General features: G+C 68.9%; 19 protein-coding genes and 1 pseudogene. 11 read left to right on the top strand and 9 right to left on the bottom strand.

Annotated elements, in window-relative coordinates; all coding sequences use genetic code 11:
• Positions 1–492: pseudogene (locus ACXJKR_RS04610) on the top strand (hypothetical protein); the annotation flags it as partial.
• A 38-nt stretch (positions 493–530) separates the two neighbouring features.
• Here ACXJKR_RS04610 and ACXJKR_RS04605 read toward each other — a convergent pair.
• Complete coding sequence (locus ACXJKR_RS04605) at positions 531–4,088, bottom strand: L-glutamate gamma-semialdehyde dehydrogenase (RefSeq protein ID WP_457321120.1); 3,558 nt, start codon at positions 4,086–4,088, stop codon at positions 531–533.
• 89 nt (positions 4,089–4,177) lie between these two features.
• On the opposite strand from ACXJKR_RS04605, the gene ACXJKR_RS04600 reads away from it, so the two are divergent.
• The 4 genes from ACXJKR_RS04600 (at position 4,178) to ACXJKR_RS04585 (ending at position 9,524) form a co-directional block, all read left to right on the top strand.
• The gene (locus tag ACXJKR_RS04600; RefSeq protein WP_457321119.1) at positions 4,178–4,648 is read left to right on the top strand and encodes an Lrp/AsnC ligand binding domain-containing protein; all 471 of its coding nucleotides are present in this window, start codon (positions 4,178–4,180) and stop codon (positions 4,646–4,648) included.
• 40 nt (positions 4,649–4,688) lie between these two features.
• Positions 4,689–5,636, top strand: a complete 948-nt coding sequence (locus ACXJKR_RS04595; protein ID WP_457321117.1) for a hypothetical protein — start codon at positions 4,689–4,691, stop codon at positions 5,634–5,636.
• A gap of 229 nt (positions 5,637–5,865) precedes the next feature.
• Positions 5,866–8,931: a diguanylate cyclase gene (locus ACXJKR_RS04590; RefSeq protein ID WP_457321115.1), complete on the top strand. Its 3,066-nt coding sequence runs from the start codon at positions 5,866–5,868 to the stop codon at positions 8,929–8,931.
• Positions 8,932–8,996: 65 nt separating this feature from the next.
• Entirely contained in the window at positions 8,997–9,524 is a 528-nt protein-coding gene (locus ACXJKR_RS04585) for a hypothetical protein (RefSeq protein ID WP_457321113.1), read from the top strand.
• A 30-nt stretch (positions 9,525–9,554) separates the two neighbouring features.
• Here ACXJKR_RS04585 and ACXJKR_RS04580 read toward each other — a convergent pair whose 3' ends face one another.
• Positions 9,555–10,250, bottom strand: a complete 696-nt coding sequence (locus tag ACXJKR_RS04580; protein WP_457321111.1) for a dienelactone hydrolase family protein — start codon at positions 10,248–10,250, stop codon at positions 9,555–9,557.
• An 87-nt stretch (positions 10,251–10,337) separates the two neighbouring features.
• On the opposite strand from ACXJKR_RS04580, the gene ribA reads away from it, so the two are divergent.
• Positions 10,338–10,943: a GTP cyclohydrolase II gene (gene ribA / locus ACXJKR_RS04575; RefSeq protein ID WP_056201090.1), complete on the top strand. Its 606-nt coding sequence runs from the start codon at positions 10,338–10,340 to the stop codon at positions 10,941–10,943.
• 93 nt (positions 10,944–11,036) lie between these two features.
• On the opposite strand, the gene ACXJKR_RS04570 is transcribed toward ribA, so the two are convergent.
• Entirely contained in the window at positions 11,037–11,240 is a 204-nt protein-coding gene (locus tag ACXJKR_RS04570) for a hypothetical protein (RefSeq protein ID WP_056201093.1), read from the bottom strand.
• A 293-nt stretch (positions 11,241–11,533) separates the two neighbouring features.
• Between ACXJKR_RS04570 and ACXJKR_RS04565 the strand changes: the two genes are divergently transcribed.
• On the top strand, positions 11,534–13,261 hold the full coding sequence (locus ACXJKR_RS04565; RefSeq protein WP_457321109.1) for an ABC transporter permease: 1,728 nt from the start codon (positions 11,534–11,536) through the stop codon (positions 13,259–13,261).
• Positions 13,258–14,556, top strand: coding sequence for an ABC transporter ATP-binding protein (locus ACXJKR_RS04560; protein WP_457321122.1), 1,299 nt, complete (start codon positions 13,258–13,260; stop codon positions 14,554–14,556). Before ACXJKR_RS04565 ends, ACXJKR_RS04560 begins: the two co-directional genes overlap by 4 nt.
• A gap of 1 nt (position 14,557) precedes the next feature.
• On the opposite strand, the gene ACXJKR_RS04555 is transcribed toward ACXJKR_RS04560, so the two are convergent.
• Positions 14,558–15,079 carry a DUF1697 domain-containing protein gene (locus ACXJKR_RS04555; protein ID WP_457321107.1) on the bottom strand — a complete coding sequence of 174 codons (522 nt, stop codon included), beginning with the start codon at positions 15,077–15,079 and terminating at the stop codon, positions 14,558–14,560.
• Positions 15,080–15,219: 140 nt separating this feature from the next.
• Between ACXJKR_RS04555 and ACXJKR_RS04550 the strand changes: the two genes are divergently transcribed.
• From ACXJKR_RS04550 to ACXJKR_RS04540, 3 genes are all read left to right on the top strand, one after another.
• Positions 15,220–15,990, top strand: a complete 771-nt coding sequence (locus tag ACXJKR_RS04550) for a DUF1521 domain-containing protein (protein ID WP_457321105.1) — start codon at positions 15,220–15,222, stop codon at positions 15,988–15,990.
• Positions 15,991–16,002: 12 nt separating this feature from the next.
• Positions 16,003–17,100: a hypothetical protein gene (locus ACXJKR_RS04545; protein ID WP_457321103.1), complete on the top strand. Its 1,098-nt coding sequence runs from the start codon at positions 16,003–16,005 to the stop codon at positions 17,098–17,100.
• Positions 17,101–17,164: 64 nt separating this feature from the next.
• Entirely contained in the window at positions 17,165–17,818 is a 654-nt protein-coding gene (locus ACXJKR_RS04540; RefSeq protein WP_457321101.1) for a hypothetical protein, read from the top strand.
• A 41-nt stretch (positions 17,819–17,859) separates the two neighbouring features.
• Here ACXJKR_RS04540 and ACXJKR_RS04535 read toward each other — a convergent pair whose 3' ends face one another.
• The 5 genes from ACXJKR_RS04535 to ACXJKR_RS04515 all read right to left on the bottom strand — a co-directional run bounded on the left by ACXJKR_RS04535 (position 17,860) and on the right by ACXJKR_RS04515 (position 23,227).
• Positions 17,860–18,582 (bottom strand): DUF6683 family protein, encoded by a 723-nt coding sequence (locus ACXJKR_RS04535; RefSeq protein WP_056201114.1) that lies wholly within the window; start codon positions 18,580–18,582, stop codon positions 17,860–17,862.
• 26 nt (positions 18,583–18,608) lie between these two features.
• Complete coding sequence (locus tag ACXJKR_RS04530; RefSeq protein ID WP_457321099.1) at positions 18,609–20,333, bottom strand: hypothetical protein; 1,725 nt, start codon at positions 20,331–20,333, stop codon at positions 18,609–18,611.
• Between the two features lie 4 nt (positions 20,334–20,337).
• Positions 20,338–21,315, bottom strand: a complete 978-nt coding sequence (locus tag ACXJKR_RS04525; RefSeq protein ID WP_056201120.1) for a TolB family protein — start codon at positions 21,313–21,315, stop codon at positions 20,338–20,340.
• Between the two features lie 98 nt (positions 21,316–21,413).
• Positions 21,414–22,445, bottom strand: coding sequence for a TolB family protein (locus tag ACXJKR_RS04520; RefSeq protein ID WP_457321096.1), 1,032 nt, complete (start codon positions 22,443–22,445; stop codon positions 21,414–21,416).
• A 74-nt stretch (positions 22,446–22,519) separates the two neighbouring features.
• Positions 22,520–23,227 carry a hypothetical protein gene (locus ACXJKR_RS04515; protein WP_157281888.1) on the bottom strand — a complete coding sequence of 236 codons (708 nt, stop codon included), beginning with the start codon at positions 23,225–23,227 and terminating at the stop codon, positions 22,520–22,522.
• Between the last annotated feature and the right edge of the window lie 257 nt (positions 23,228–23,484).

Genomic DNA, 23,484 nt, shown 5'->3' with positions numbered 1-23,484 from the left:
GAGGACGACCGAGGCCAGTTCGAGAGCATCCGTTCGCTGGAGCAGCTCAAGGCGCTGCCAGCCGGGCTGGTCAGGGAATGGGTCGACACGGGCGTCCTGCAGAGCAACGGCCTGCCGGTCGTCGCCGCCGCGCGCTACGAGAACCTGTTCACGATGCTGGCGGCGCAGCGCTTTCGCTACCTGCCGCGCGGCGTCGGCGAGATCTACGGCGAGTTGAGCAACTACGGCCACCTGGGCCTGGCCGTTGAATCGCACCTGGCGCTGCACTACCCGATGTGCAGCTATTTCTTTGTCGCCCGGCAGAACACCGAGCTGGCCGAGCACATCGAGCAGGGCCTTCGGCGCGCGCAAAAGGACGGGTCGTTCGAGCAGCTCTTCCAGCAGTTCTTCGGCAAGGCGGTGCAGGCCGCAAAGCTCGACAAGCGCCTGGTCTTCGAGCTGGACCACCCCACCGCGCCGGCGACCTGCCTGCGAGCCCCAATCCCACAATGACGCCGCATTGATGCCGCAGGCCGCTGCGTCAAGCGCCCTCAGCGCACCCCTGCCAGCAGGGCCGCATTGCCCCCAGCTGCCGCCGTGTTGACCGTCAGCGTCTGCTCGGCCGCGAAGCGGTAGAGCTGGCGCACATGGCCGGCGCCAGTGACCAGCGGCAAGATGGCCCCAGCCCGCGTGGCCAGGGCTTGCGCGAGCACATGGGCGGCCGCGGAGTCGGACGATGCCAGCGCGACGCCAGCGAGCTGCGGCGCGGCGAGCAGCCCCGGCAGCGTCGCGTCGGGCAGTAGCGTCAGCGCGTTGACCGGCAGGCCGGCGCGCAGAAGGGCCTGGCGGGCGCGTTCGTCGCCGCCCAGCCAGATGGCGCTGTTGCCGGCCAGCAGGGCGCTGACGACCGCGGCCAGGCCCGCTTCGTCACGGCCGAGCACGGCGAAGACGCCCCGGGCGTGGTGGCGCAGCGTGTTGCTCTCGCCGGTCGGGCCGGGCAGCACGAGGTCGGCGAACTGCGCCTGCGCCGCGACGAACAGGCCACGCAAGGCGAGAGCGGTCGGCGCGTCCAACGTGTCGGCAGCGCGACGCAGCGTGGCGATGCGCTCAAGCAGCGGCGTGTCGCGCCAACCGGCGTCGGCGGCCACGGCCAAGGCCTCGCTGCGGCCGTCCATCGCGAGGGTCGGCAGCGGCGCGTCGAGCTGCGGCTCGGCGCAGAAGCGGCGCAGATAGTCGGGGCCGCCGGCCTTGGGGCCGGTGCCGGACAGGCCTTCGCCGCCAAAAGGCTGCACGCCCACCACCGCGCCGATGATGTTGCGGTTGACATAGACGTTGCCGATGCGCGCCTCGTCGGCCAGGCGCTGGGCGCGGCTGTCGATGCGCGTCTGGATGCCCAGCGTCAGGCCGTAGCCCAGCGCGTTGATCTCCTTGATGACGTCGTCGACCGAGTCCTCGAAGCGCACGACGTGCAGCACCGGGCCGAAGATCTCTTCGCCGAGGTGCGACACGCGCGGCAGCTCGAAGGCGACGGGGCGGATCTGGCGCGGCATGGCCTCGGCCACCGGCGCCTCGGCCAGCAGCTTGGCGTCGCGCTTGAGGCGCTCGACATGCTTGCTGATGTTGGCATGGGCCTCGTCGTCGATGACGGGACCGACGTCGGTGGCCAGGTGCGCAGGCTGGCCGACATGCAGCTGCGACAACGCACCCTTGAGCATCTCGATGACCCCCTCGGCAATGCTGGACTGCACGCACAGCAGGCGCAGTGCCGAGCAGCGCTGGCCGGCGGAGCGGAAGGCCGATTGCACGACGGCGTCGATGACCTGTTCGGGCAGTGCCGTCGAGTCGACGACCATGGCATTGAGACCGCCGGTCTCGGCGATCAGCGGGATCGGCGAGTTGGGCTTGGCGGCGAGCGCCTTGTTGATGATCTGCGCGACGACGGTGGAGCCGGTGAAGCAGACGCCGGCCGTGTGCGCATGGGCGACCAGGCCGGCGCCGACGGTCTCGCCGGGGCCATGCAGCAGCACCAGCGCATCGGCCGGCACGCCGGCGGCGTGCAGCAGCTCGACCATCTTCAGCGCGACATAAGGCGTCTGCTCGGCCGGCTTGGCGGCCACCGCATTGCCGGCAACCAACGCGGCGACGACCTGGCCGGCAAAGATGGCAAGCGGGAAGTTCCACGGGCTGATGCAGACGAAGACGCCGCGGCCTTGCATCAGCGCGGCATCGCTCTCGGCCTGGTCGGCGTAGTAGCGCAGGAAGTCCACGGCCTCGCGCACCTCGGCGACGCAGTCGGCCTGGGTCTTGAAGGCTTCCTTGACGAGCAGGGCGCAGAACTCGGCCAGGCGGGCGTCGAGGTCATCGGCGGCGCGGCGCAGGATGGTGGCGCGCTGGGCGACGGGCGTGGCGTTCCAGGCGGGGAAGCCGGCGTGCAGGCGGTTCATTGCGGAATCGACTTCGGCTGCGGAAGCCTCGGGGACGGCACGCACAGGCGTCGTCTCCAGCGCGACCTGCAGGGCCACGCGCTGGGCCGGCGCGGTCAGGTCGGCGCCGGTGGAGTTGGCGCGGCCGCGGCCTTCGCTGTCCAGGTAGAGGGCCGGCGGCAACGGCAGCGCGCTCGTCGCACGCACCTCGGCCAGCGGCGAGCCGAGCAGCTCGGGCACCTGCACGCTGGGGTCGGCCAACTGGTGCACGAAGGACGAGTTGGCGCCGTTTTCCAGCAGGCGGCGCACGAGGTAAGCCAGCAGGTCGCGATGCTCGCCGACCGGCGCATAGACGCGGCAGGGGATGCTGCCGTCCTTCAGCACCTCGCGGTAGACGCCCTCGCCCATGCCGTGCAGGCGCTGCATCTCGAACGGCGCGCCGGTGGCGCGGGCCATCTGCACGATGGCCGCGATGGTGCCGGCGTTGTGGCTGGCGAACTGCGGGTAGATGACGTCGGCATGCTGGATCAGCGCGCGGGCGCAGGCCAGATAGGAAACGTCGGTGTGCTGCTTGTGCGTGAACACCGGGTAGGCGTTCAGGCCCAGCTCCTGGGCACGCTTGATCTCGCCGTCCCAGTAGGCGCCCTTGACGAGGCGCACCATGAAGCGCAGGCCGTGCTTGCGGGCGGTGGCCGCGACCTCGTCGACGACGGCGAGCGCCCGCGTCTGGTAGGCCTGCACGGCCAGGCCGAAGCCGCGCCATTGCGGGTAGACCAGGGCGATGCGTGCGGCCAGCGTGTCCAGCACGTCCAGCGACAGCTCCAGGCGGTCGACCTCCTCGGCGTCGATGGTCAGGTTGATGTTGGCCTCGGCGGCCAGCTCGATGAGCTGCCACACACGCGGCAGCAGCTCGGCGAAGACGCGCTCGCGCTGCAGCACCTCGTAGCGGCTGAAGAGGGCACTGAGCTTGATGGAGATGCCGTCGGAGGCCTCCGGTGAGTCCGCGCGCTTGCCGCTGGCGATGGCCTTGATGGCGCCGACGTAGGCAGCCTGATAGCGCAATGCATCCGCTTCCGTGCGCGCGCCTTCGCCGAGCATGTCGTAGCTGAAGCGCAGCTGCTTTTGCTGCTTGCGCGCCGAGTTGGCCTCGCTCATCGCCTCGTTGATGTTGCGGCCCAGCACGAACTGCCGGCCCAGCAGCTGGATGGCGCGCACGGTGGCCGCCACCACGGTCTGCGCACCCAGGCGCTTGAACAGGCCGCCGTCATCGTCGGCACCCGGCAGGAAGCGCTTGGACATCGAGATGGCCGAGGCCGACAGCGCGGCCAGCATCTTGTGCGGGCTGCCTTCGCTGGCACCGTCGAAGTCCGCGCGGCCGAGCTGGTCGGCCGTCAGCGCGATGGCCGTGGGCGCGTCGGGTACACGCAGTAGCGCCTCGGCCAGGCGCATCAGCGCCAGGCCCTCGGCGCTTGTGATCGGGTACTCGCGCAGCAGCGATTCCATGGCCCAGAACGGCGCCGGGTTCCTGCGCACCTGCTCGACCCATGGCGCTGCCATGGCGATGACGCCGGGCCAATCCAACGCACCACCGACACGCTCCGCCAGGGCCTGCACGACGCCGTGTTCGGCCCGATAAGGATCGGGCAGGCGAGGCTGTTCCGGCGGGGCAACGAAGGGCGTGGACATGGCGGGACTCCTGGTGAGGATTCGCACTCTATCGGCGGATCACTTGGATTAAATTCCAAGGATTGCAAGAACGGCCGATAGAAATCCAGATGGACGACGAAACCAAGCTCGACAAGATAGACGCCCGCATCTTGCGCGTGCTGCAGGCCGACGGGCGGATTTCCAACCTCAAGCTGGCTGAAGCCGTGCACCTGTCGCCCACCGCCGTACTGGAGCGCGTGAAGCGCCTGACGCGCGACGGCTTCATCCTCGGCTACGAGGCGCGGCTGAACCCGGCCAAGCTCGGCGCGGCCATGCTGGTCTTCATCGAGGTGCACCTGGACCGCACGGTGATGGACGTGATGGACAACTTCAAGGCGGCAGTCCAGGCCCGCGCCGAGATCCTGGAATGCCACTTGGTGGCCGGCGGCTTCGACTATCTGCTCAAGACCCGGGTGCGCGACATGGGCGCGTATCGGGAGTTCATCGGCAGTGTGATCTGGACGCTGCCGGGGGTGAGGGAGACGCGGACTTACGCCGTGATGGAGGAGGTGAAGGCGACGAATGCGTTGCCGATCTGAGCGGGCGGCTCCGGCTCCAATGGGTGCTCTGCAGGTCCAAATGCCTGTCTACATCGAACTCGATCGAGGCTTCGGCCGCGGTACGGCATTGCTGCCTTTGGAAACTTGCGCCTTGGCGTCGCCGGGATTGAGGAGATTCGTCGTGTTGCTTAAGTCCAGGACCTTCAAAAGCGTTGCCTCCCTCTTGCCGCTGCTTGCGGCCCTTGTGGCATGCGGCGAAAGCCAACTCGACATGGAAGCCAAGGCCAAGGAAGCTGCGTTTCGCGAGAAGTATGCAAAGGCCAAATCGGTGTTCGAGGAGCGTTGCAAGACAGCAGGCGTCGTGATCAACCGCACCGTTAAGGATGTCGACGGGATTGAGCTCACCAAGGTCCGGCAACCGATTGCTTGGGGTGGGAGGGAGTACTTCGATCCTATGTACCCCGAGGCGGCAATGGCCAGCGAATACAGGGGCGATAGCTACGTCAATCAGTTCCTGATGACCGAGTCCATCGACAAACTCAATCCGGACCGACGCGGCAGCCTCAACCCACCTGATTTCGACGCCGGCGAAAGGAGTCTCCCAAGGCGCGGATATCGGTTTGTCGAAATCGTTGACCCTCAGACCCACGAGCGCTTCCGCGGGCAACTTGATACCTATCCGCCTGGCACAAATCTGTGGGTAAAGCCACCCAAGCTGACGCCCATCTCGAAGTCGGCAACGCGCTACGCGCTGGACTACGAGGACCTGTTGAACTCAGAAGACCGCGAACTTTGGGTCGCGGGCACCAAGCTCAGAGTCATCGACAAGCAGAGCGGCGAAGTGATTGCGGAACTGACGCGATACGTCTGGGATGCTGGTTTCGGCACAAGCACAACGGGCAGATGGCCTTGGCAGCATGCAAATGCAGTCGGCGGCAGTCAAGCCTGTCCTGATCAGTTAGGCACCCGAGACGATATCAGTCGCAAGTTCGTCGACACCGTCATCATTCCAAAACAGGGAGATTGATCACGGCCACCAAGATGAACATCAATCCCGACGCGCCTCCTCGGACCGCCGGCTGACTTTCGGGCTGTTGCGCAGAGTGGCAAACGCCAAGCAGCTCCTTTGCAATCTGCTAACGCCTAGGCGCCGGCAAATACAGCGACCAGCTACGAGCAGCGATCCGGGTCGGGTAAACAAGGCCGGAAGACGCAAATCCCGCCCGGAGAATGCGGCTTTCGAGCCCTCGCCGCCCATGATCCACCGCACCCTGACGCTGGTTGCCTGCCTGCTGACCGCCCTGGCCCGCGTGGCTCTGGCGCAGCCTGCAGCCAGCGCGCTGGAGCCCCAGTTCGCCAGCGTGCCGGTGCCGCGCGACGTGGTAGGCAGCCTGGCTCAGGATCGCCAAGGCCTGATCTGGGTCGGCACCAGCGACGGCCTGGCTCGCTACGACGGCTACCGCCTGCGCCCGATCGAACGCGAGGGCGCCACGCCCGTGCAACGCAACCTGGGCTGGGTGCGCTCGCTGGCGGCCGCAGCCGACGGCGGCATGTGGATAGGCACCGAAGTCAACGGACTGGCGCGCTACGAGCCCGCCTTCGACCGCGTGCGCATGCTGGGCAGCGGCAGCGAGCGCGCCACGCCCATCCGTGCGCTGGCCGAGGACGATGCCGGCCGGGTCTGGGTGGGCACGCTGGGCCAGGGCCTGCTGCGCTTTGAGCCGAAAACCGCGCGCTTCGAGACCGAGCCGCTGCGCGTCGATGGCGAAACCGAGCGCCGCGTGCTGGCGCTGGCCGTGGGCCGCGACGGCGCGCTGTGGGCCGGCCACTGGCGCGGCCTCGCCCGGCGCGACGTGCAAGGCGGCTGGGCAAAGCTGGCTTTGCCCGACAACGCCGTCATCGGCATCAGCACCTTGCTGGAAGACCGCGCGGGCCGGCTCTGGTTCGGCAGCGTGGACGGCCGCGTCGGCCGTATCGAGGCCAACGGCCAGCCGCGCTGGCTGGCGGTTCGCTTCAAGGGCGGCGTGCAGGCACTGGCCCAGGGCGCGGACGGCACGGTCTGGGCCGGCCTGAACGATGGCATCGCCTGGCTGGACGGCGACAGCGGCGCGCTGCTGCGGCAGTTGCGCCACAACCCCCATCTGCCCGGCGGCCTGGCCGGCAATGACGTCAACGTGCTGCTGCGCGACCAGACCGGCACCATGTGGGTGGGCGGCTACGGCGTGGGCCTGCAGCGCCACCAGCAGCATCCGGCCCTGGCCGTGCGCGGCCCCGACGCCGACCCCGGCAGCCCGCTGGCCAGCAGCGACCTGCGCGGCCTGCTACCCCGCCGCGACGGCCTGCTGATGGTGGCTACGCACAGCGGCCCGGTCGCTCTGCTGGACGCGCAACTGCGCACCGTCGGCCGCTGGCCGCGCGAGGCCGACACGCCGGTCGACAACCTCGCCGAGGGGCCGGACGGCAGCGTCTGGCTGGTGGCCAACGGCCGGCTGGAGCGCCGCGAACCGCGCAGCGCCCGCCTGCTCGCCAGCTGGGCGCTGGAAGGTGGGCGCGCGCATCGCGTGCTGGTATTACCAAGTGGTGAGGTCTGGGTCGGCATGCAGGACGGGCTCTACCGCCTGCCTTCGCCCCAGGCGCGCATCGAGCGGGTGCGCCGCGCGGATGGCGAGCCGCTGCGCGGCGGCGTGCATGCGCTGCGCGTGGAAGCCCGCAACGGCCAGCTCTGGGTCGGCGCGCTGGCCGGCCTGTTCCGCTGGGACGGCCAGCGCCTGGCCGAAGTGCAGGGCGCGCCCGGCGAGGCCCTGGGGTTCCCCGCCGTGCTCGGCCTGCTGCACACCCGCGACGGCAGCCTTTACGTGGACACCGCCGTCAGCGGCCTGCACCGGCTTAAGGGCTACGACGCGCAGGGCCGCGCGCGCTTCGAGCGCATCAGCGAGCGCATGGGGGCGCCGGGCCGGCCCTTCGGCGTCAACCTGCACGAGGACGCCAAGGGCCGGGTATGGAGCCAGCAGTCCGTCTACGACCCGACCGCCAACCGCCTGGACGAACTCTCCGGCGCCGAGGGCCCGCCGATGGGCACGCCGCGCTTCTTCGCCGACGCCGCCCTGCCCGACGGCCGCCTGCTCTTCTGCGGCAGCCGCGGCCTGCTCGTCATCGAGCCGCTGGCCTTCATGCCTTCGCGCTATGCGCCGCCGGTGGTCGTCAGCAGCCTGCGCCGCGATGGCCAGCTCTTCCAGCCGGACCAGGACCTGAAGCAAGGCTTGAAGCTGCCGGCCGGTACCCGCAGTGTGGCCGTCGAGTTCGCCGCGCTGGACTACATTGACCCGGCCAAGCTGCGCTACATGATGCGCCTGGCGGGCTGGGACGCCGAATGGACGTTCACCGACGCCAGCGCCCGCTTCGCCAGCTATGGCGGCCTGCCGCCGGGCCGCTACCGGCTGGAGGTGTACGCCACCAACCATCACGGCGTGTGGGGCGACCGCCCGCTGCTGCTCGACATCGAGCTGCTGCCGGCCTGGTGGCAGACGCGCTGGGCCCAGGCGGCGGCCGCGCTTTCTTTACTGGGCTTGGCCTGGCTGCTGTTGCGCTGGGGGGTGGCGCGGCGCACCGCACAGCTGCGCCGACGCGAAACGGCGCTTCAAGCCCTGGTGGAGCAGCGCACCACGGAGCTGCGCGAGGCCAGCACCACCGACCCGCTGACCGGCCTGCGCAACCGCCGCTACCTGGACTCGCGGGTCACCTCGGACCTGCAGCTCTGCCTGCGCCACTACACCGAGCCGCGCCACAGCAACCCCGACCGCCACCGCGACGACGAGGCCGACCTGCTCGTCATGCTGATGGACCTCGATCATTTCAAGCGCATCAACGACCGCCACGGCCACACCGCGGGCGACCAGGTGCTGGTTGAGTTCGCCCGCCGGCTGCGCATGGTCTTCCGCGAGAGCGACGTGCTGGTGCGTTGGGGCGGCGAGGAATTCCTGGCCCTGGCCCGCGGCGGCGCACGCAGCGGCGCCACCGAGCTGGCGGCACGCTTCAACGCCGTCGTGCGCGAGCAGCCCTTCACGCTGGCCGACGGCCGCACGCTGCCGGTCACCGTGTCCATCGGCTTCGCCGTCTTCCCTCTCGACCCCGAAGCGCCTCGGGCCTGGGATTGGGACGCCACGCTGAGCCTGGCCGACGCCGCCCTCTATGCCGCCAAGGCGCAAGGGCGCGACGGCTACCTGGGCGTGCTGCGCGCCGATGGCCTGCGGCCCGATGAACTGGCCCTGGACGCAGACACCTGGCCGGACGAGCCGCGGCTGCAGGTGCGGCGCAGCGACTGAGCGCCAAGGCGGGCGGCGAGCGTGGCCAGCGCCGCAAAATGCGCGTTTTCAAGTCGACCCACCCCATGATGCATCGCACCCTCACGCTGACGGCCTGCCTGCTGGCCAGCTTCGCCGCCGAGGCCGTGTCAACGACCGCGCAGATCACCGCCCAGTCGGCGCTGCTGGGCGTGCAACTGGCCGCCAAGCAGCGTGAGGCCAAGGGCGGCCTGCCCGCCGCGCAGAACGCCTGCATCCAGGCCCTGCAGCCCAGTGAGTTCTACGAGACGACCGAACGGGTGGTCACGATGTCGCTGAGTGCCAGCGAAGTGGCGGCGGCCGACCGGTTTTTCAGCTCGGTCCCGGGTCATAAATACGCCAGGCACGGCCTGCTGGGCATCTACACCGCCCTGGGCGAAAAGGCTCCCGAGCCGCTGCCCGCCCTTTCGGCAGCCGAAGTCAAGGCCATCGAAGCCTTTGCCGCCTCGCCGGCCGGGCAAGCCCTGTTCACCCGCCAGGTCCTGCAATCCCCGGCGGCCCGCGAGGCCTATGACGGCCGCGCCCGTGAGCTGGTCACGCGCTGCCAGGCTGCCAAGCCGGATCGCGCGGACTGACGTGGGTCTCGCGAGCTGGGCGCGCGACGCTCAGCCCAGGTGCTTGCCAAAGAACCGCATCGCCCGGTCCCACGCCTGCTGCGCCCACACCGCGTCGTACTGCGTCTTGGCAATGCGCCCCGGCCCCTGTGCCGTCTCGTTGGCAAAGGCATGGTGGGCCAGATAGCGGTGGCCTTCGTAGCGCACACCGACCTCGGCGAACTTGGCTTCCAGGCCGTCCACGCCGGCAATCGGGAAGGACTCATCCTGCGTGGCCCAATGGGCCTGCAGCGGCATCTTGATCTTGCTGGCGTCTACATATTCCAGCGGCGGCATGCCGTACCAGATCACGGCGGCGTCGGCCTCGGGCACCATCGTCGCGGCCAGCACGGTCAGCGCGCCGCCCATGCAATAGCCGGTCACGCCGACCTTGCCGCTGCCCAGCTTCAGGTCCTTGAGGTAGTGCACCGCGCCGCGCACGTCCTGCGAGGCGGCGTCGCCAAAGTTCAGGTCCGTCATCAGATGGCCGGCTTCCTCGGCCTCGACGGTGCTCTTGCCGCGGTAGAGGTCGGGCACCAGCGCCGTGAAGCCGGCCAGCGCAAAGCGATCGGCCACGCCACGGATCTGGTCGTTCAGGCCCCACCACTCCTGGATGACGACGACGGCGCCGAGAGGCTGGGCGGCCTCGGCGAGATAGCCGGACACAGGGGCGCCATCGGGGCGCTTGAACTGGACGGTTTGGGCCATGCGTGTCTCCTGAAAAGCGGCAGCCTAACCTGCGCGACACGGGGTTTTCCCCGGGGCGGCGAGAATGCCCCCTTGAAGCCCCACACCATGAAGATCGAACGCATCGTCTCCACCCGCCTGCCAACGCCCTATGGCGAGTTCGTCATTCACGGCTTCCGTGAGGACGACAGCGGCCAGGAGCATGTCGTGCTGAGCCTGGGTGAGCTGACCGGTGACGAGCCGCCGCTGGTGCGCGTGCACTCCGAATGCATGACGGGCGAGGTGTTCGGCTCGCTGCGCTGCGACTGCCGGCCGCAACTGCAAAGCGCCATGAAGCGCATCGCCGACCTGGGCCGCGGCGCCATCGTCTACATGCGCGGCCACGAGGGGCGCGGCATCGGCCTGGTGCAGAAGCTGCGCGCCTATGCCGAGCAGGACGCCGGCGCCGACACCATTCAGGCCAATGCCCAGCTGGGCCTGCCCATCGACTCACGCCGCTACGACGCCGCCGCCTGCATGCTGCGGTCGCTGGGCGTGCAGCGCATCCGGCTGCTGACCAACAACCCGCTGAAAATGGCCGCCCTGGCCGAGTTCGGCATCGACGTCGTCGAACGCGAAGCCTCGTTGACGGAGCCGGGGCCCGACAACGAGAAATACCTGCGCACCAAGGCCGAGTCCATGGGCCACCACGACCTCGGCCACCTCTTCGAATAGGGCAGGCCCTCTGCGCGGGAGAGGGCCTGGTCGGTCGACGGGCTAAGGCGCCGGTGGCACCTCACGGCGCCGCGCCCTCAGCCCCTTGCGCAGTCAGCGGTTCTTGGAACCCTGCTGGTTGCTGGGCTTGCTTTGCTGATCGCGACCGGCAGAGCCACCCCCTTGCTGGGGCGTCTGGCTGCCGCCACCGGCCTGGCTTTGCTGGCCAGGGCTCTGGTCACGGCTCTGACCACCCTGCTGGATGTTCTGACCGCTTTCGGGCTGCTGCTTGCCGGATTGGCGTTGCTGGTTGGACATGGCTGTTCCTTCACTGTGAGCCTGGGCGGCACCCCATTGCGCCGCCGCGTCAACAACCTTAGGCCGCAGGCAAAAGATCCCTGTAGGAGAAGGCGCCGGATACATCGTCAAGTCGCAAGCCGGGGAGACGAGTTGTGCCGTTAGGCGACAAGGCTGATTCAAGCCGCCAGAGCTGCAACCAGTCGTAGTTCTTCGGCGCAGCACCGCAAGCTGGGCGCAAGCTCCGGGGCGGCGCGCTTCACACCCGCCTTACGTGCCCGGACTAGGCTGCGCGGTCCTGTTCGCCCGCCACCATGTCCGACCGTCGCTTCTTCCCCCGCCCCGCCGTCGAGGCCGCGTTCAATCGTTGGGATTGGGCGCTGCTGCCCCTCGTCCTGGCGGTGCTGGTGCTGCTCGCGATGGCCGCGGCGGCGATGGCCCGACCCTTCCACGTCGGCGAGCCGCTGCCGCTGAGCCTGGACGTCGCCTACCTGCCCTATTACCTGCTGCGCACGACGCTGCGCATGTTCCTGGCGCTGGCCGCCTCGGTGGTGTTCGCCTGCGTGTTCGCGGTGCTGGCGGCCAAGGTGCGTGCGGCCGAGAAGGTGCTGGTGCCGCTGCTGGACATCCTGCAGTCCATCCCCATCCTCGGTTTCCAGGCGATTGCGGTCGCGCCCTTCATCGCGCTGTTCCCGGGCAACCTGCTGGGCGTGGAACTGGCCGCGCTGTTCGCCATCTTCACCTCCCAGGCCTGGAACATGGCCTTCAGCCTCTACCAGTCGCTGCGCACCGTGCCGGGCGAACTGCAGGAGGCGGCGCGCATCTTCCAGCTGTCGGGCTGGCAGCGCTTCTGGCGGCTGGAGCTGCCCTTTGCCATGCCCAACCTGCTGTGGAACATGATGATGAGCATGAGCGGCGGCTGGTTCTTCGTCGTCGCGTCGGAAGCCATCTCGGTGGCCGGCCAGGACATCAAGCTGCCCGGCGTGGGCTCCTACATCGCCGTGGCCATCGAAGCGCGCGACCTGGGCGCCATCGGCTGGGCCATCCTGGGCATGCTGGTCGGCATCCTGCTGTACGACCAGCTGTTCTTCCGGCCGCTGCTGGCCTGGGCCGACCGCTTCCGCTTCGAGGAGGGCAGCAGCGAGCAGGCGCCCCAGTCCTGGCTGCTGACCTGGCTGCGCCGCACCCAGCTGCTGCAGCGCCTGGGGCAATGGCCGGGGCGCTGGATCACGGCCAGCTTCGCGCCGCTGAAGAAGAGCTACGACGGCCGCTCCATCCGCGCGCGGCCTGAAGATCCGAACCCGCTGTGGGCCCGCGCCTGGGACGCGCTGCTGGCCGCCCTGGTGCTGTTCGCCGTCTGGCGTCTGGTCAGCTTCATCCACACCGAGGTGGGCTGGGGCGAGGCGGCGCATGTGTTCAAGCTGGGCCTGTACACGCTGGCGCGCGTGCTCGCGCTGATCGCCGTGGCGTCGCTGATCTGGGTGCCCATCGGCGTGTGGATAGGCCTGAACCCGCGCATCGCCGGCCGCGTGCAGGCGGTGGCGCAGTTCCTCGCGGCCTTCCCGTCCAATCTGGTCTTCCCGGTCGCCGTCCTCGTCATCGTCAAGTACAGGCTCGACCCCGACCTCTGGTTGTCGCCCCTCATCATCCTGGGCACGCAGTGGTATCTGCTTTTCAACGTCGTGGCCGGCGCGTCGACCATCCCGACCGAGTTGCGCCTGGCCGCCAAGAACCTGGGGCTCAAGGGCTGGCTGGCCTGGCGGCGCTATCTGCTGCCGGCCATCTTCCCGAGCTTCGTCACCGGCGCCATCACGGCCAGCGGCGGCTCCTGGAACGCCAGCATCGTGGCCGAGTACGTGAGCTGGGGCGACACCCACCTGCAGGCCCAAGGCCTGGGCAGCTACATCCAGCAGATGACGACGGCGGGCGACTTCCCGCGCATCGCTTTAGGCATCGGCGTCATGTGCGTCTTCGTCATGGCGATGAACCACTGGGTCTGGCGGCGTCTCTACCGTATCGCCGAGGAAAGGATGCATTTCTGATGACGACGTTGATCGAACTGAAGGGCGTCGCCAAGGGCTTCAAGTCCAACGACGGCAGCCTGCGCTCGGTGCTGGAGGGCGTGGACTTTCGCCTCGACAAGGGCGAGATCGTCGCGCTACTGGGCCAGAGCGGCTCGGGCAAGAGCACGCTGCTGCGCATCATGGCCGGGCTGATCCCCGCGGACGCTGGCGACGTGCGCTACGGCGGCCAGCCACTGTTCGGGCCGGCGGCCGGCATCGCGATGGTGTTCCAGAGCTTTGCGCTGTTCCCTTGGCTCACCGTTCGGCAGAACGTCGAGCTCGGGCTGGAGGCGGCCGGCGTGCCAGCGGCGGAACGTGAGCGCCGCGCGAACGAAGCCATCGAGCTGATCGGCCTGGCCGGCTTCGAGGGCGCCCTGCCGCGCGAGCTGTCAGGCGGCATGCGCCAGCGCGTGGGCATGGCGCGGGCCCTGGTCATGCAGCCGGCCGTGCTGCTGATGGACGAGGCCTTCTCGGCCCTGGACGTGCTGACAGGCGAGCGGCTGCGCAACGAGATCCTCGTCCTCTGGGACGGCGGCCAGATGCCGACCCAGGCCATGCTGGTCGTGTCGCACAACATCGAGGAGGCCGTCATGATGGCCGACCGCGTGCTGATCTTCGCCAGCAACCCGGGCCGCGTGCGCGCCGAGCTGCCCATCACGTTGCCACGCCCGCGCCGCGCCGACAGCCCGGAGGTGCGCCTGCTCATCGACGAGGTCTACCGGCTGATGACGAGCGCCACTCACGTGGCCGGCACCGTCGAGGAGGCGCCCAAGCCGCATCTCAGCGACCGCCTGCCCGAAGCCGACGTCGGCCGCATGGAGAGCCTGCTGGAGCTGCTGGCCGACGAACGCTTCAATGGCCGCGCCGACCTGCCCCAGCTGGCCGAGGAGAGCGAACTCACCGACGAGGCCATGCTGCCGCTGGCCGACGCGCTGCACCGCCTCGGCCTGGCCCAGCTCAGCGGCGGCGACCTCATCGTCACGCCGCTGGGCCAGCGCTATGTCGAAGGCGGCCACGAGTTCCGCCGCGAGATCTTCGGCCAGCAGCTGCTCGCGCATGTACCGCTGGCCACCTTCATCCGCGCCAGCCTCGAGCAGGAGGCCCACGGCGAGCTGAAGGAAGAGCCCTTCCTGAAGCTGCTGATGGACAGCATGGACGCCGCCGAGGCCGAACGCGTGCTGCGCGTGGCCATCGAGTGGGCGCGCTATGGCGAGGTCTTCGAGTACGACTTCCACACCGGCCTGATTCACCTGCCCGAGTCGGGCGAGGACTGACTCAGGCCGCGGCGCACTTGGCCACGGTGTCCCAAGTGCGTGTCGTGATGGTCTTGCCGAAGGTCTTCTCCAGCAGGTGCATGAAGACCGGCCCCTTGGCCTCGGGCACATAGCTGCAGAACACCTCGCCGCCGCCCAGGCCCAGGATGCAGGCTTCGCCGTGCGTCACCGGCAGCTCGACGGGGCTCTCGGCAAGCGGCTCGCGCAGGAAGGTGACGACGCGCTTGGACCCGGGCTTGAGCTTGAAGGCGGCGAAGGGATCGGCCTTGATCAGCTGCTGCAGATGGGCCGTCGACCGCACGGTGGTGGCGAAGCTGTAGCCCTGGCCATCCAGCATGGCCTTCTCGGCGCGCTTCTGCAGCGTCGCGATGGCGGCGGAGCGGGGCGTTGAGAACACGACGTTGCCGCTGCTCAGCAGCGTCTTCACGTCGGTGAAACCCGCCTCCTCGAAGCAGCGCTTGAGGTCGGGCATCTTGGCGTTCATCGGGCTGACGCCACGAAGCAAGGCGACATAACGAGGCATGGGTGCGAAGTATGACCCCGCGCTTGCGGCCAACCCTAGCTGCGGCTGCCCCGAATTGCGGGCGGCCGCAGCTAGCGGGCCTGGCCGAGTCCGAATGCAATGGCAAYGCGACTGAGACACACCCCTGAGGAGAACGCGCCATGACCACCATCCAGACGGCCAGCAGCACCTCGCTGACCGCCACATCCTCCGCCCCGAACACCAACCCGACCCACGCCAGCACCCAGATGAAGGGTGGCCAGGCCGTGTTCGAGAACGACAACTACCGCATCACCGCCGGTGACAACAACACCGTCAACATCTTCAACAAGAAGACCGGCGAGACCTACAACATCTGGGGCGACCCGCACGTCAACATCGACGGCAAGCATGCCTTCGACTTCTACGGCACCACGACCTTCAAGCTCGAGGACGGCACCAAGGTCACCATCGAAACCACGCCCTGGAATGCCGGCAATGGCATGACCCTCGCGAGCAAGGTCGCCATCACGAACGGCGACTACGGCGTCGAGATCAGCGGCGTGGATACCAACAAGGTCGGCGACCTCAAGATCGACGAGGCCGCCGGCTGGGGCGCCGTGCTTGACTGGACCCACAAGGACGGCAATGTGCTTCAGGAAAACCCGGCCGGCGCCGGCTTCCTGGGCGTGGACGCCAACGGTGACATCCACAAGGTCGACCAGGCCTACATGAACAAGACCGACCTGCAGCTGAACCCGGGCCTGGACCCAGCCACGCAACAGCGCGGCAGCGATTTCCTGCGCAACGCCCTCAGCCTGTTCAGTGGCCTGCTGTCGGCGTCGCTGAGTGGCGCCTTCCTGGGCTCGCTGTCGGATGCCGGCGAAAGCCGTTCGCACTCGACGCGCGACGCCCACCGGTTCTCGCTGACCGTGATGCGCCTGGACTTCTGAGCGGAGGCCGCCATGCTTGCAGTTGATGCAGTTTCGAGCGGCCGGCAGACGCCGGTCTCCCGCGATCCCGCAGCGGAGGTCGTCAGCCGGGCGACCGACCCACGTACCGGCGTCGTCGACACCCAGCGCCTGGCGACCTGGGTGGTCGACGCGCGCAAGAGCGACCCGCAGGCCGCCGAGTCGGCGCATGCCGCCATCGAGCAGCACCTGCTGGCCTCGGGGCACCCCGGTGACGTGGCTCACTACAACCAGGATGTGTTGCAGGCCGCGCGCCAGAGCCTGCTGCCCGACCATGCACCCGGCGGCCTCTGGGCGGCCGGCCAGGGCATGCTGCAGCAGGGCAGCAAGCTGCTGATCGACAACCCCATCCTGATCAAGCGATGGGAAGCGACGACCAGCGCCTGGACGGGCAAGGGCGGTTTCACGCGCGGCCTGACCGAGCTGCTGACCAGCAACGGCATCCAGGTCGGCCAGACCGTGCATGCACCGCCGCCCGGTTCGCTGGGCCGCACCTCGGGCATCGCTTCGCCGGTGGCCAACAACACCAACGGCGCGCTGGCTCGCGACGCGATTGCCGACCGCTGGCGCGCCGCGGGCGCCCAGGTGCGCACCGAGGTGCCGGTGCAGAACGGCGCGCGCGTGGTGGACGTGGTGGCCGAGCCCCCGGCGACGGATCCGCGCATGCGCCAGCGCATCGACGTCGAGTCCAAGGTGGGCCGCACGGCGCTGGACAGCGACATCCGTGGCCAGGTGGCGCGCGATGTCGAGGCCCTGAAAGTCAACCGTGGCCTGCGCGGCGCCGGTCAGCTGCTGGAAGGCGTGGGCAAGGTCGCCCGGCCCGTCGGCGTCGTGCTGGATGCCATTTCGCTCGGCCAGGCCTACCAGGCCGACGGCAACCGCATCGGCGAGAACACCGGGCGCACCGCCTCCGGCGTGGCCGGCGGCGCCCTGGGTGGCTGGGGTGGCGCGGCCTTGGGCGCGACCATCGGCACGGCCATCTTCCCCGGCGTGGGCACGGTGGTTGGCGGCATCATCGGCGGCATTGGCGGCGCCATCGCTGGCGATGCTGGCGGCCGTGGCATCTTCGATACGGTAAAAGGCTGGTTCTGAACCGGGCTTGTTCCGAATGGACGGCCTCTCGAGGCCGTCCATTTTTCTTTCGCGCTTGCTCAACATGCCGAACCTGATCCAGCGCTGGCTTGCCGGCCCTAAAGCGTCCACCTGGGACCTGAGCGACTACCCCGCCTATGAGCTGCCTCACCCCGGCTCCGGCCGTGCGCTGAGCGAGAGCCAGGCCCAGGCCAACTGGGCCTACTTCCAGGCCACGCTGAACGAGCGCCAACGCCTGCTGCGCGACTGGCTGGTCGCCCACGGCGGGCCCGACCCGCAGGCACTGCAGGGCGCCGCCTACGCCAAGGCCCTGAACACCTGGGCCAAGGCGCACTGGCCGCAGCTGCCGGCCTTCGGCCGCCTGCCCAAGCACTCGCCCTGGCCGGACTGCACGCGCGGCGGCCCCTTCATCGTCTACGGCCTGCTGGGCGACCTGGGCGTGAGCCTGGGCGAGGCGATCCGCCACGCCAACGGCGACTGGCACTGGGGCCTGAACATGGATGCCATCGACCTGGCCGACAACATGGCCACGGCGCGCCGCGTCGTGCTGCTGGCCGACCTGAAGCACCCGACGCCGCAGGCCCGTGAGGCCGTGCTGGACCTGGAGGCCCTGCTCTTCGCGGCCCACCGTTTCCCGGATTCGCCGGATTTCGTCTACCTGGACTCCTGGACCCGGACCGTGGCCGACGCGATTGCCGGCGGCTATCACGACACCTGAGGCCGGCCGCCGTGGCGGCATGCCTGCTGAGCCGCCCTTCCTCAGCGCGCCACCAGCCCTTGCGGCCCGATCTGGATGCGCTCCACCCCGAGCCCCAACGCCGCCTCGAGGTTGGCCTTGGCCGCATTGCGGAAATTGACCTCCTCGTTGGGGTTGGGCTTGCTGTTGAGGTGCTCGCGGTAGACCACCATGAAGGTGCCCACCATGGCCAGCTGCTCGAACATCGCGCGCTTGGCGGCCGGGCTGCTTTGGGTGAAGGCGGCGTTCTGGCCCAGCATGCGTTGCATCTGCAGCACCAGGGACTTGAAGTGCTCGTCGGGCACGGGCTGCTGCATGAAGGCGGTGTAGTTGCCGGCGATGAAGGCCGCCACGCCGGCCGCGGCGTCATTGGGCGTCAGGCCGAGCTGGGTCTCGAGCTTCTGCCAGAAGACGAAGGACTCCTCATACGCCTTGGTCATGGCGCCGCGATGCGCCGCGGGGAAGCGCTGCGCCAGCTCGGTGGCCGACTGGCGCACCTGCGCCGGCCCGTTGGTGACGAGGGGCGCGTTGAGGGCGGCCAGCGCACTGGCCGAGGTGACTGCGGGCGCCGCGCTGAACACCGGAGCGGCGGGTGCCGCGCCGCCACCCGCACCGGGCTTGGCGAGCATGGTGCGCATCTGCTCAGCCAGGCTGATCGAGGGGGCGACCTGAGCGGTGGCCGCGCCGGCAGCGCCGACCAGGGCCGCCAAGGCCAGACGAAGAGCAAGGGATCGCAGTCGGGGCATTTGAAACTCCAGTGGAAAGGTCGGGGTCATTTGTCGAGGACGAGGCTGCCGCTGCCCACGTAGACGGTCTTGTTGTCGTCGTGCACGGGAAAGCTGAGCAGGCGCTCCTGGTGGCCGTCGTCGTAGTCGAGGGTGAGGACGAAGCCTCTGAGCTGGTAGCGGCCGCGGCGGCCGGCGCCGTCGTCCTGCTTGCGCGAGCTCACCGCGCCCGCCGTGCCAAAGGGCGTGCCCACCGTGCCGCCGCCGGTGCTGCTGCTGCCCTTGCCATCGCCATGGGCCGAGCCGGCAATGACCGTGTTGTTGAGCGTCGCGGCCAGCGTGCCGGTGCTGGACAGCGCGCTGTAGCTGCGCTCGAAGCGGCCGTCGCGCATGAAGCGCAACGTGGTGCTGGACGACCTGCCGCCAAGGACCAGGCTGCCGTTGAACGTGCCGCGGGTGAAGGATCCCTCCAGCCGCGTGTCCTTGGGCCAGGGCCGCACGGCGTGATGCTTCTCGGCCTGCCAGGCGCCCGCGGGGCGGCCGTCATCGTCCTGCGGCTGCATTTCGCAAGGGCACGTAGGGCCGCCCCAAGTGCCCTTGACCCCCTCGGGGGGCGGGCCGGGCACGGCTCGGCCCTGGGGGCTGACATCAACCCTGCCGCTGGCGCGCCAGCGGCCCCAGCGCTGCGGCTCCAGCTGGCGCGACGCGACAACGTTGAGCTGGTCGGGCGGCATCTCGGTGCGGTGGTAGACCGTGCCATCGCGCAGCAGGAAGCGCACATCCTCTTCCCAGCGCGTGCCGCCATTGAAGTTGCTCTCGCCGTGGATGACCACGGCCGCCAGGTCCTTCTCCGCCAGRCCGCGGCCCGGCGGCGTCGTCACGCGCTGCAGCACCGCCCGTCTGCGCAGCATCGGCGCCTGAGGCAGCGGCGACGACGTCAGCCCCGCCGGGTTGGCGACCAGGGCCGCGTCGGCCAGGTCCAGGGAGTTGTCGTTCAGCGACGTGACCACGCCGCGCAGCACCACCTCGCGGCCCACCCAGGGCTCGGCGTCGAACTTCAGGTGGATGCGCTGCTCCACATGCCGGTCGCCCTGCTGCTGCACCAGGAAGAAATGCGTCGGGCGGTCGATCTCGCGCGCCACGCGGCCCTTGACATAGACAACGCCGAGCTTGCGTTGCGCCTCCTCCTCGGAGATCACCAGCCAGTGGCCTCGCTGCGCCGTGAGCGCGGGGATCTGGCTGGGCAGCAGGAACTGGCCCCGGGCCGCCTCGGGCGCGATCGCCAGCGGGCCGGGGGGAGCCACCAGGTTGGCTTTCACCAGCGCCAGTGCCACGGCACGGGCCTGCGGATACAGCGTGCCCACATCCATGGCCGGCGATTGCCAGTCGCGCGCCAACGCCGCGCAGGCCTGCTCGGGAGAGGGGTCGTTCAGCACCCGCTCGCGCATGGGCTCGGTCAGGCGCGTGAACGACGGGATGCTGCTACTGCGCTGCTGCATGCGGGCCACCACCATGCGCAGCGGCGCGATCTGGTGCCGCTCGCGCCAGGCCACCCAGGCGTCGCGCATCTGAGCGGCCGCCGCCACGCCCATGTCCTCGCAGGCGCCCAGCGTGGCCTCGGACATCACGTCCAGGCTGACGGCTTCGACGAGTTGCTGCACCGCCGCGGGATCGCTGGCCAGCGAGCGTTCGTCGGGCGCCGACTGCGCGGCGCCGGCCATCAGCAACACGGCGGCGGTGGCCAGCGCCGGCCGAGCAGCGATCAAGGGCATGCCTTCAGCGGGTCCAGGCCGCGAGCGGGCAGCCGACGGTCGTTGTCGAGCCATCGGGCCGTTTCAACGGGAACTGCCGGGCGTCGCCCGAGGGCGGCACGGCCACCACGTTGGACGCAGTAGCCTCGGCGTACCAGACCGTGCAACTGCCGCGGCAGGTGGCGGCGGTGCAGGACACGCCGGTGTCCTTGGCAAACGCCACATAGCGGCTGTCCGGCGACCAGACCGCGCCGGCGATCAGGTCGTTCCTGGTGAATCGGCGCAGGTTGGAGCCGTCGACGTTCATCATCCACAGATCGACGCCGGCGATCGAACCCGTGTCGCGCATGGCTGCGAGCTGCACCAGAGCCTTGCTGCCATCGGGGCTGACATACACCGCCTCGGGCACGCGCGCCTCGGGCCAGCGCACGGTGGCGACACGCTGCTCGCCGCGGCCCGGCAAGACCCGGCTGATGTCGCCCGAGGGCTGCACGCGCAGCAGCGAGCCATCGGGCATCCACGACAGCGCGTCGGGTGTCTTGCTCGGTTGCGTGGCGTACAGCAGCCGGCGCGAGTCGAGGTCGTAGACGATGGCAGCACGCGGTGCAAAGACCGTCTTGCCCCACGACGCCAGGATCTGGTTGCTGCCCAGCGGCGAGGGGCGAACGCCGTCCGCTACATAGCCGTCGACGACCTGGTCCATCAGCACACTGCGGTCGCTGGTCCTGCGCACCGTCAGGTGGGTTTCGTCGCCGCCGGCGCCCTGCGAGCTGTGGTCCCGCTGGATGAAGCGGCTGCCGTCAGGCCAGGGCGAGCGCCACTTCGCGTTGTCCACCATGGTGGCAGCGCCGGAGTTGGGATTCAGCGCGAACGTGCCCTGCGGGTTGCTGAGGTCGCTGAATGAATGCCAGACCGTGCCTGGCAGCGCAGCGGCAGCCTGCGCGGCCATGACGACACCCAGGCAGGCCAGCGCGGCGGCGAAACGACGACGGTTCTCAGGCATCGGGGGCGAGGGCTCCAAATGGAACAGGCGACTCCAAGAATCGCCTGTCGTTACGGGTGCAATGGCATTGGAGCTCGCCGCGCACCAGCCACAAATCCCTAACGCGTCCAGGCCATGACCGGGCAGCGCAGATCGGTCRTCGAACCGTCGGGCCGCTTCGCCGGGAATTTCTTGGCATCGCCGGATGCATCCACGGCCACCACGTCCGTCGCCGAGGCGGGGGCATACCAGACCGTGCAGCTGCCCTGGCAGGTGGCGTCGGTGCAGGTCACGCCGGTGTCCTTGGTGAAGGCCACGAACTTGCTGTCGGGCGACCAGTAGGCCTCGGCGATCAAGCCGTTGTTCGTGAAGCGCTTCAGGTTGGCGCCGTTGGCATCCATCATCCACAGGTCCACGCCGCTGACCGTGCCGGTGCTGCGCAGCGCCGCGAGCTGCACCAGGGCCTTGCTGCCGTCGGGGCTGACATAGACCGCCTGCGGCAGCCGCGATTCTGGCCAGCTGACGGTGGCGACCTGCTGCTCGCTGCCACCCGGCGTGACCTTGCTGACGCTGCCCGAGGGCTGCACGCGCAGCAGGGTGCCGTCAGGCATCCAGGCGACGGCGTCCGGCGTCTTGCTCAGCGGCGTGGCGAAAAGCACCTTCTGCGCGCTGAAGTCCCAGACCACGGCGGCCCTGGGCGCGGCGGTTGTCTCGCCCCAGTAGGCCAGGACCTGGTTGGTGGCCAGCGGCGACGGCGCAAGGCGGGCGATGTAGCCGTCAACGACCTGGTCCACGACCAGGCTCTTGTCGTCGGTCTTGCGCACCGTGAGGCGGGTCTCGCCGCTGGAGCCCTGTGAGGTGTAGTCGTTGCTGATGAAGCGACTGCCATCGGGCGAAGGCACGCCCCACTTCTCGGATTGGACGGCCGTCGAGACCCCGGTGTTGGGATTCATGACGAAAGTTCCCGCCGGATTGCCGAGGTCGCTGAAGGAATGCCAGATATTGCCCGTCAGCGTGGTCGGTGGATCGGGCGTGGGAACGACGGGCGGGGTCGTCGGCGTGGCTTCGTCCCCGCCACCACCGCCGCCACATCCACTGAGCGCAGCGAGGCACGCCAGAACCGTCAAAGCAAGGCGACTGAAGTTTTTCATCTTGGGCAGGAACTGAAAGTTGAAATGCAAAAGGGAGGGGCGATGCCCCTCCTCTTGTTTTCTCAGGTTGCGGCTTATTGCTTGCGAGCCATCGTGCCCAGCGCTTCGCCCAGACCCTTCAGCGCCGTCGTGAAGACGCTGTTCAGGTAGTTGTATTCCTGGCTGGTGGCCTGGAATTGGGTCATCAGCTTGTTGAACTCGTCAGCCTGCTTGCTCTGCTCTTCGGAGCCGGACTTGGCGGCGGACTTGGCGGCAGAGGCGTCGTTGATCTGTTGCGACAGATTGACCATCTCCTTGGCCTTGGCGCCCAGAGCCGAGCCCATCACGGAGGCGATGGCCTGCAGCCAGCCGCCACCGCTGGGCTTGCTGCCCTTGGAGCTGCCGGTGCCTTGCGAGCGCAGCTGGTCGAGCACGCCTTGCACGATCTGGTTGGAGAAGTCGGACTCCCACTGCTTGACGGCGCCGCCGAAGTTTTGCTGGGCTGCACCTTGCGCTTCGTGCGAAACGCCTTGCTGGCTTTGCGAGGTCAGTTGGTTGATGACCTGGCCGATGGTCGACTTGACTTCTTCGCCCAGGAACTTGGGCATGCCGTGTTCCTTGACCAGGGTGTCGACGGCACTGTTGGCGCCGCTGCCGATGGCTTGCTGCAGCATGCCGCCGATGGCCTGGCCGATCATGGCGCCGATGGGGCCGCCGAAGATGCCGCCGACGATGCCGCCCACGGCGCCCAGGATGCCACCCGAGCCACCGCCGCCGAAGATGCTGCTAACTGCTGATCCCATGTTGATCTCCAAAAAAAATTTAGGTTTCGCGGCAGAAGCTGCCGCAGTGATTGATTGACATTCGAGGCATCTGAATTCGGTGGCGACTGAGAAAACACCGGACTCGCTGCGTGTCTTGTCGGCAAGGTTTTCTGATCAAACTCTGCGGCGTTGACGGGTTTCATTAAACGGGGTCGGGCCCCTGCTGCCTATATGCGGCTGCTCCTATTTCTGCGCCAACCGCGCTAGGGTTGGCCGCAGTCCGGGCCTGCCAACAC

It is taken from the genome of Roseateles sp. P5_E11, from assembly GCF_054049355.1.
The sequence above is the reverse complement of the archived record's forward strand: the minus strand, read 5'-3'. Positions and strand labels throughout refer to the sequence as shown.

Coding starts and splice junctions, on each gene's coding strand:
- ACXJKR_RS04515 (WP_157281888.1), bottom strand. CDS start 23,227: ATGGGATCAGCAGTTAGCAGCATCTTCGGCGGCGGTGGCTCGGGTGGC.
- ACXJKR_RS04585 (WP_457321113.1), top strand. CDS start 8,997: ATGATGCATCGCACCCTCACGCTGACGGCCTGCCTGCTGGCCAGCTTC.
- ACXJKR_RS04580 (WP_457321111.1), bottom strand. CDS start 10,250: ATGGCCCAAACCGTCCAGTTCAAGCGCCCCGATGGCGCCCCTGTGTCC.
- ACXJKR_RS04550 (WP_457321105.1), top strand. CDS start 15,220: ATGACCACCATCCAGACGGCCAGCAGCACCTCGCTGACCGCCACATCC.
- ribA (WP_056201090.1), top strand. CDS start 10,338: ATGAAGATCGAACGCATCGTCTCCACCCGCCTGCCAACGCCCTATGGC.
- ACXJKR_RS04525 (WP_056201120.1), bottom strand. CDS start 21,315: ATGCCTGAGAACCGTCGTCGTTTCGCCGCCGCGCTGGCCTGCCTGGGT.
- ACXJKR_RS04600 (WP_457321119.1), top strand. CDS start 4,178: ATGGACGACGAAACCAAGCTCGACAAGATAGACGCCCGCATCTTGCGC.
- ACXJKR_RS04545 (WP_457321103.1), top strand. CDS start 16,003: ATGCTTGCAGTTGATGCAGTTTCGAGCGGCCGGCAGACGCCGGTCTCC.
- ACXJKR_RS04595 (WP_457321117.1), top strand. CDS start 4,689: ATGCCTGTCTACATCGAACTCGATCGAGGCTTCGGCCGCGGTACGGCA.
- ACXJKR_RS04535 (WP_056201114.1), bottom strand. CDS start 18,582: ATGCCCCGACTGCGATCCCTTGCTCTTCGTCTGGCCTTGGCGGCCCTG.
- ACXJKR_RS04555 (WP_457321107.1), bottom strand. CDS start 15,079: ATGCCTCGTTATGTCGCCTTGCTTCGTGGCGTCAGCCCGATGAACGCC.
- ACXJKR_RS04565 (WP_457321109.1), top strand. CDS start 11,534: ATGTCCGACCGTCGCTTCTTCCCCCGCCCCGCCGTCGAGGCCGCGTTC.
- ACXJKR_RS04570 (WP_056201093.1), bottom strand. CDS start 11,240: ATGTCCAACCAGCAACGCCAATCCGGCAAGCAGCAGCCCGAAAGCGGT.
- ACXJKR_RS04540 (WP_457321101.1), top strand. CDS start 17,165: ATGCCGAACCTGATCCAGCGCTGGCTTGCCGGCCCTAAAGCGTCCACC.
- ACXJKR_RS04605 (WP_457321120.1), bottom strand. CDS start 4,088: ATGTCCACGCCCTTCGTTGCCCCGCCGGAACAGCCTCGCCTGCCCGAT.
- ACXJKR_RS04590 (WP_457321115.1), top strand. CDS start 5,866: ATGATCCACCGCACCCTGACGCTGGTTGCCTGCCTGCTGACCGCCCTG.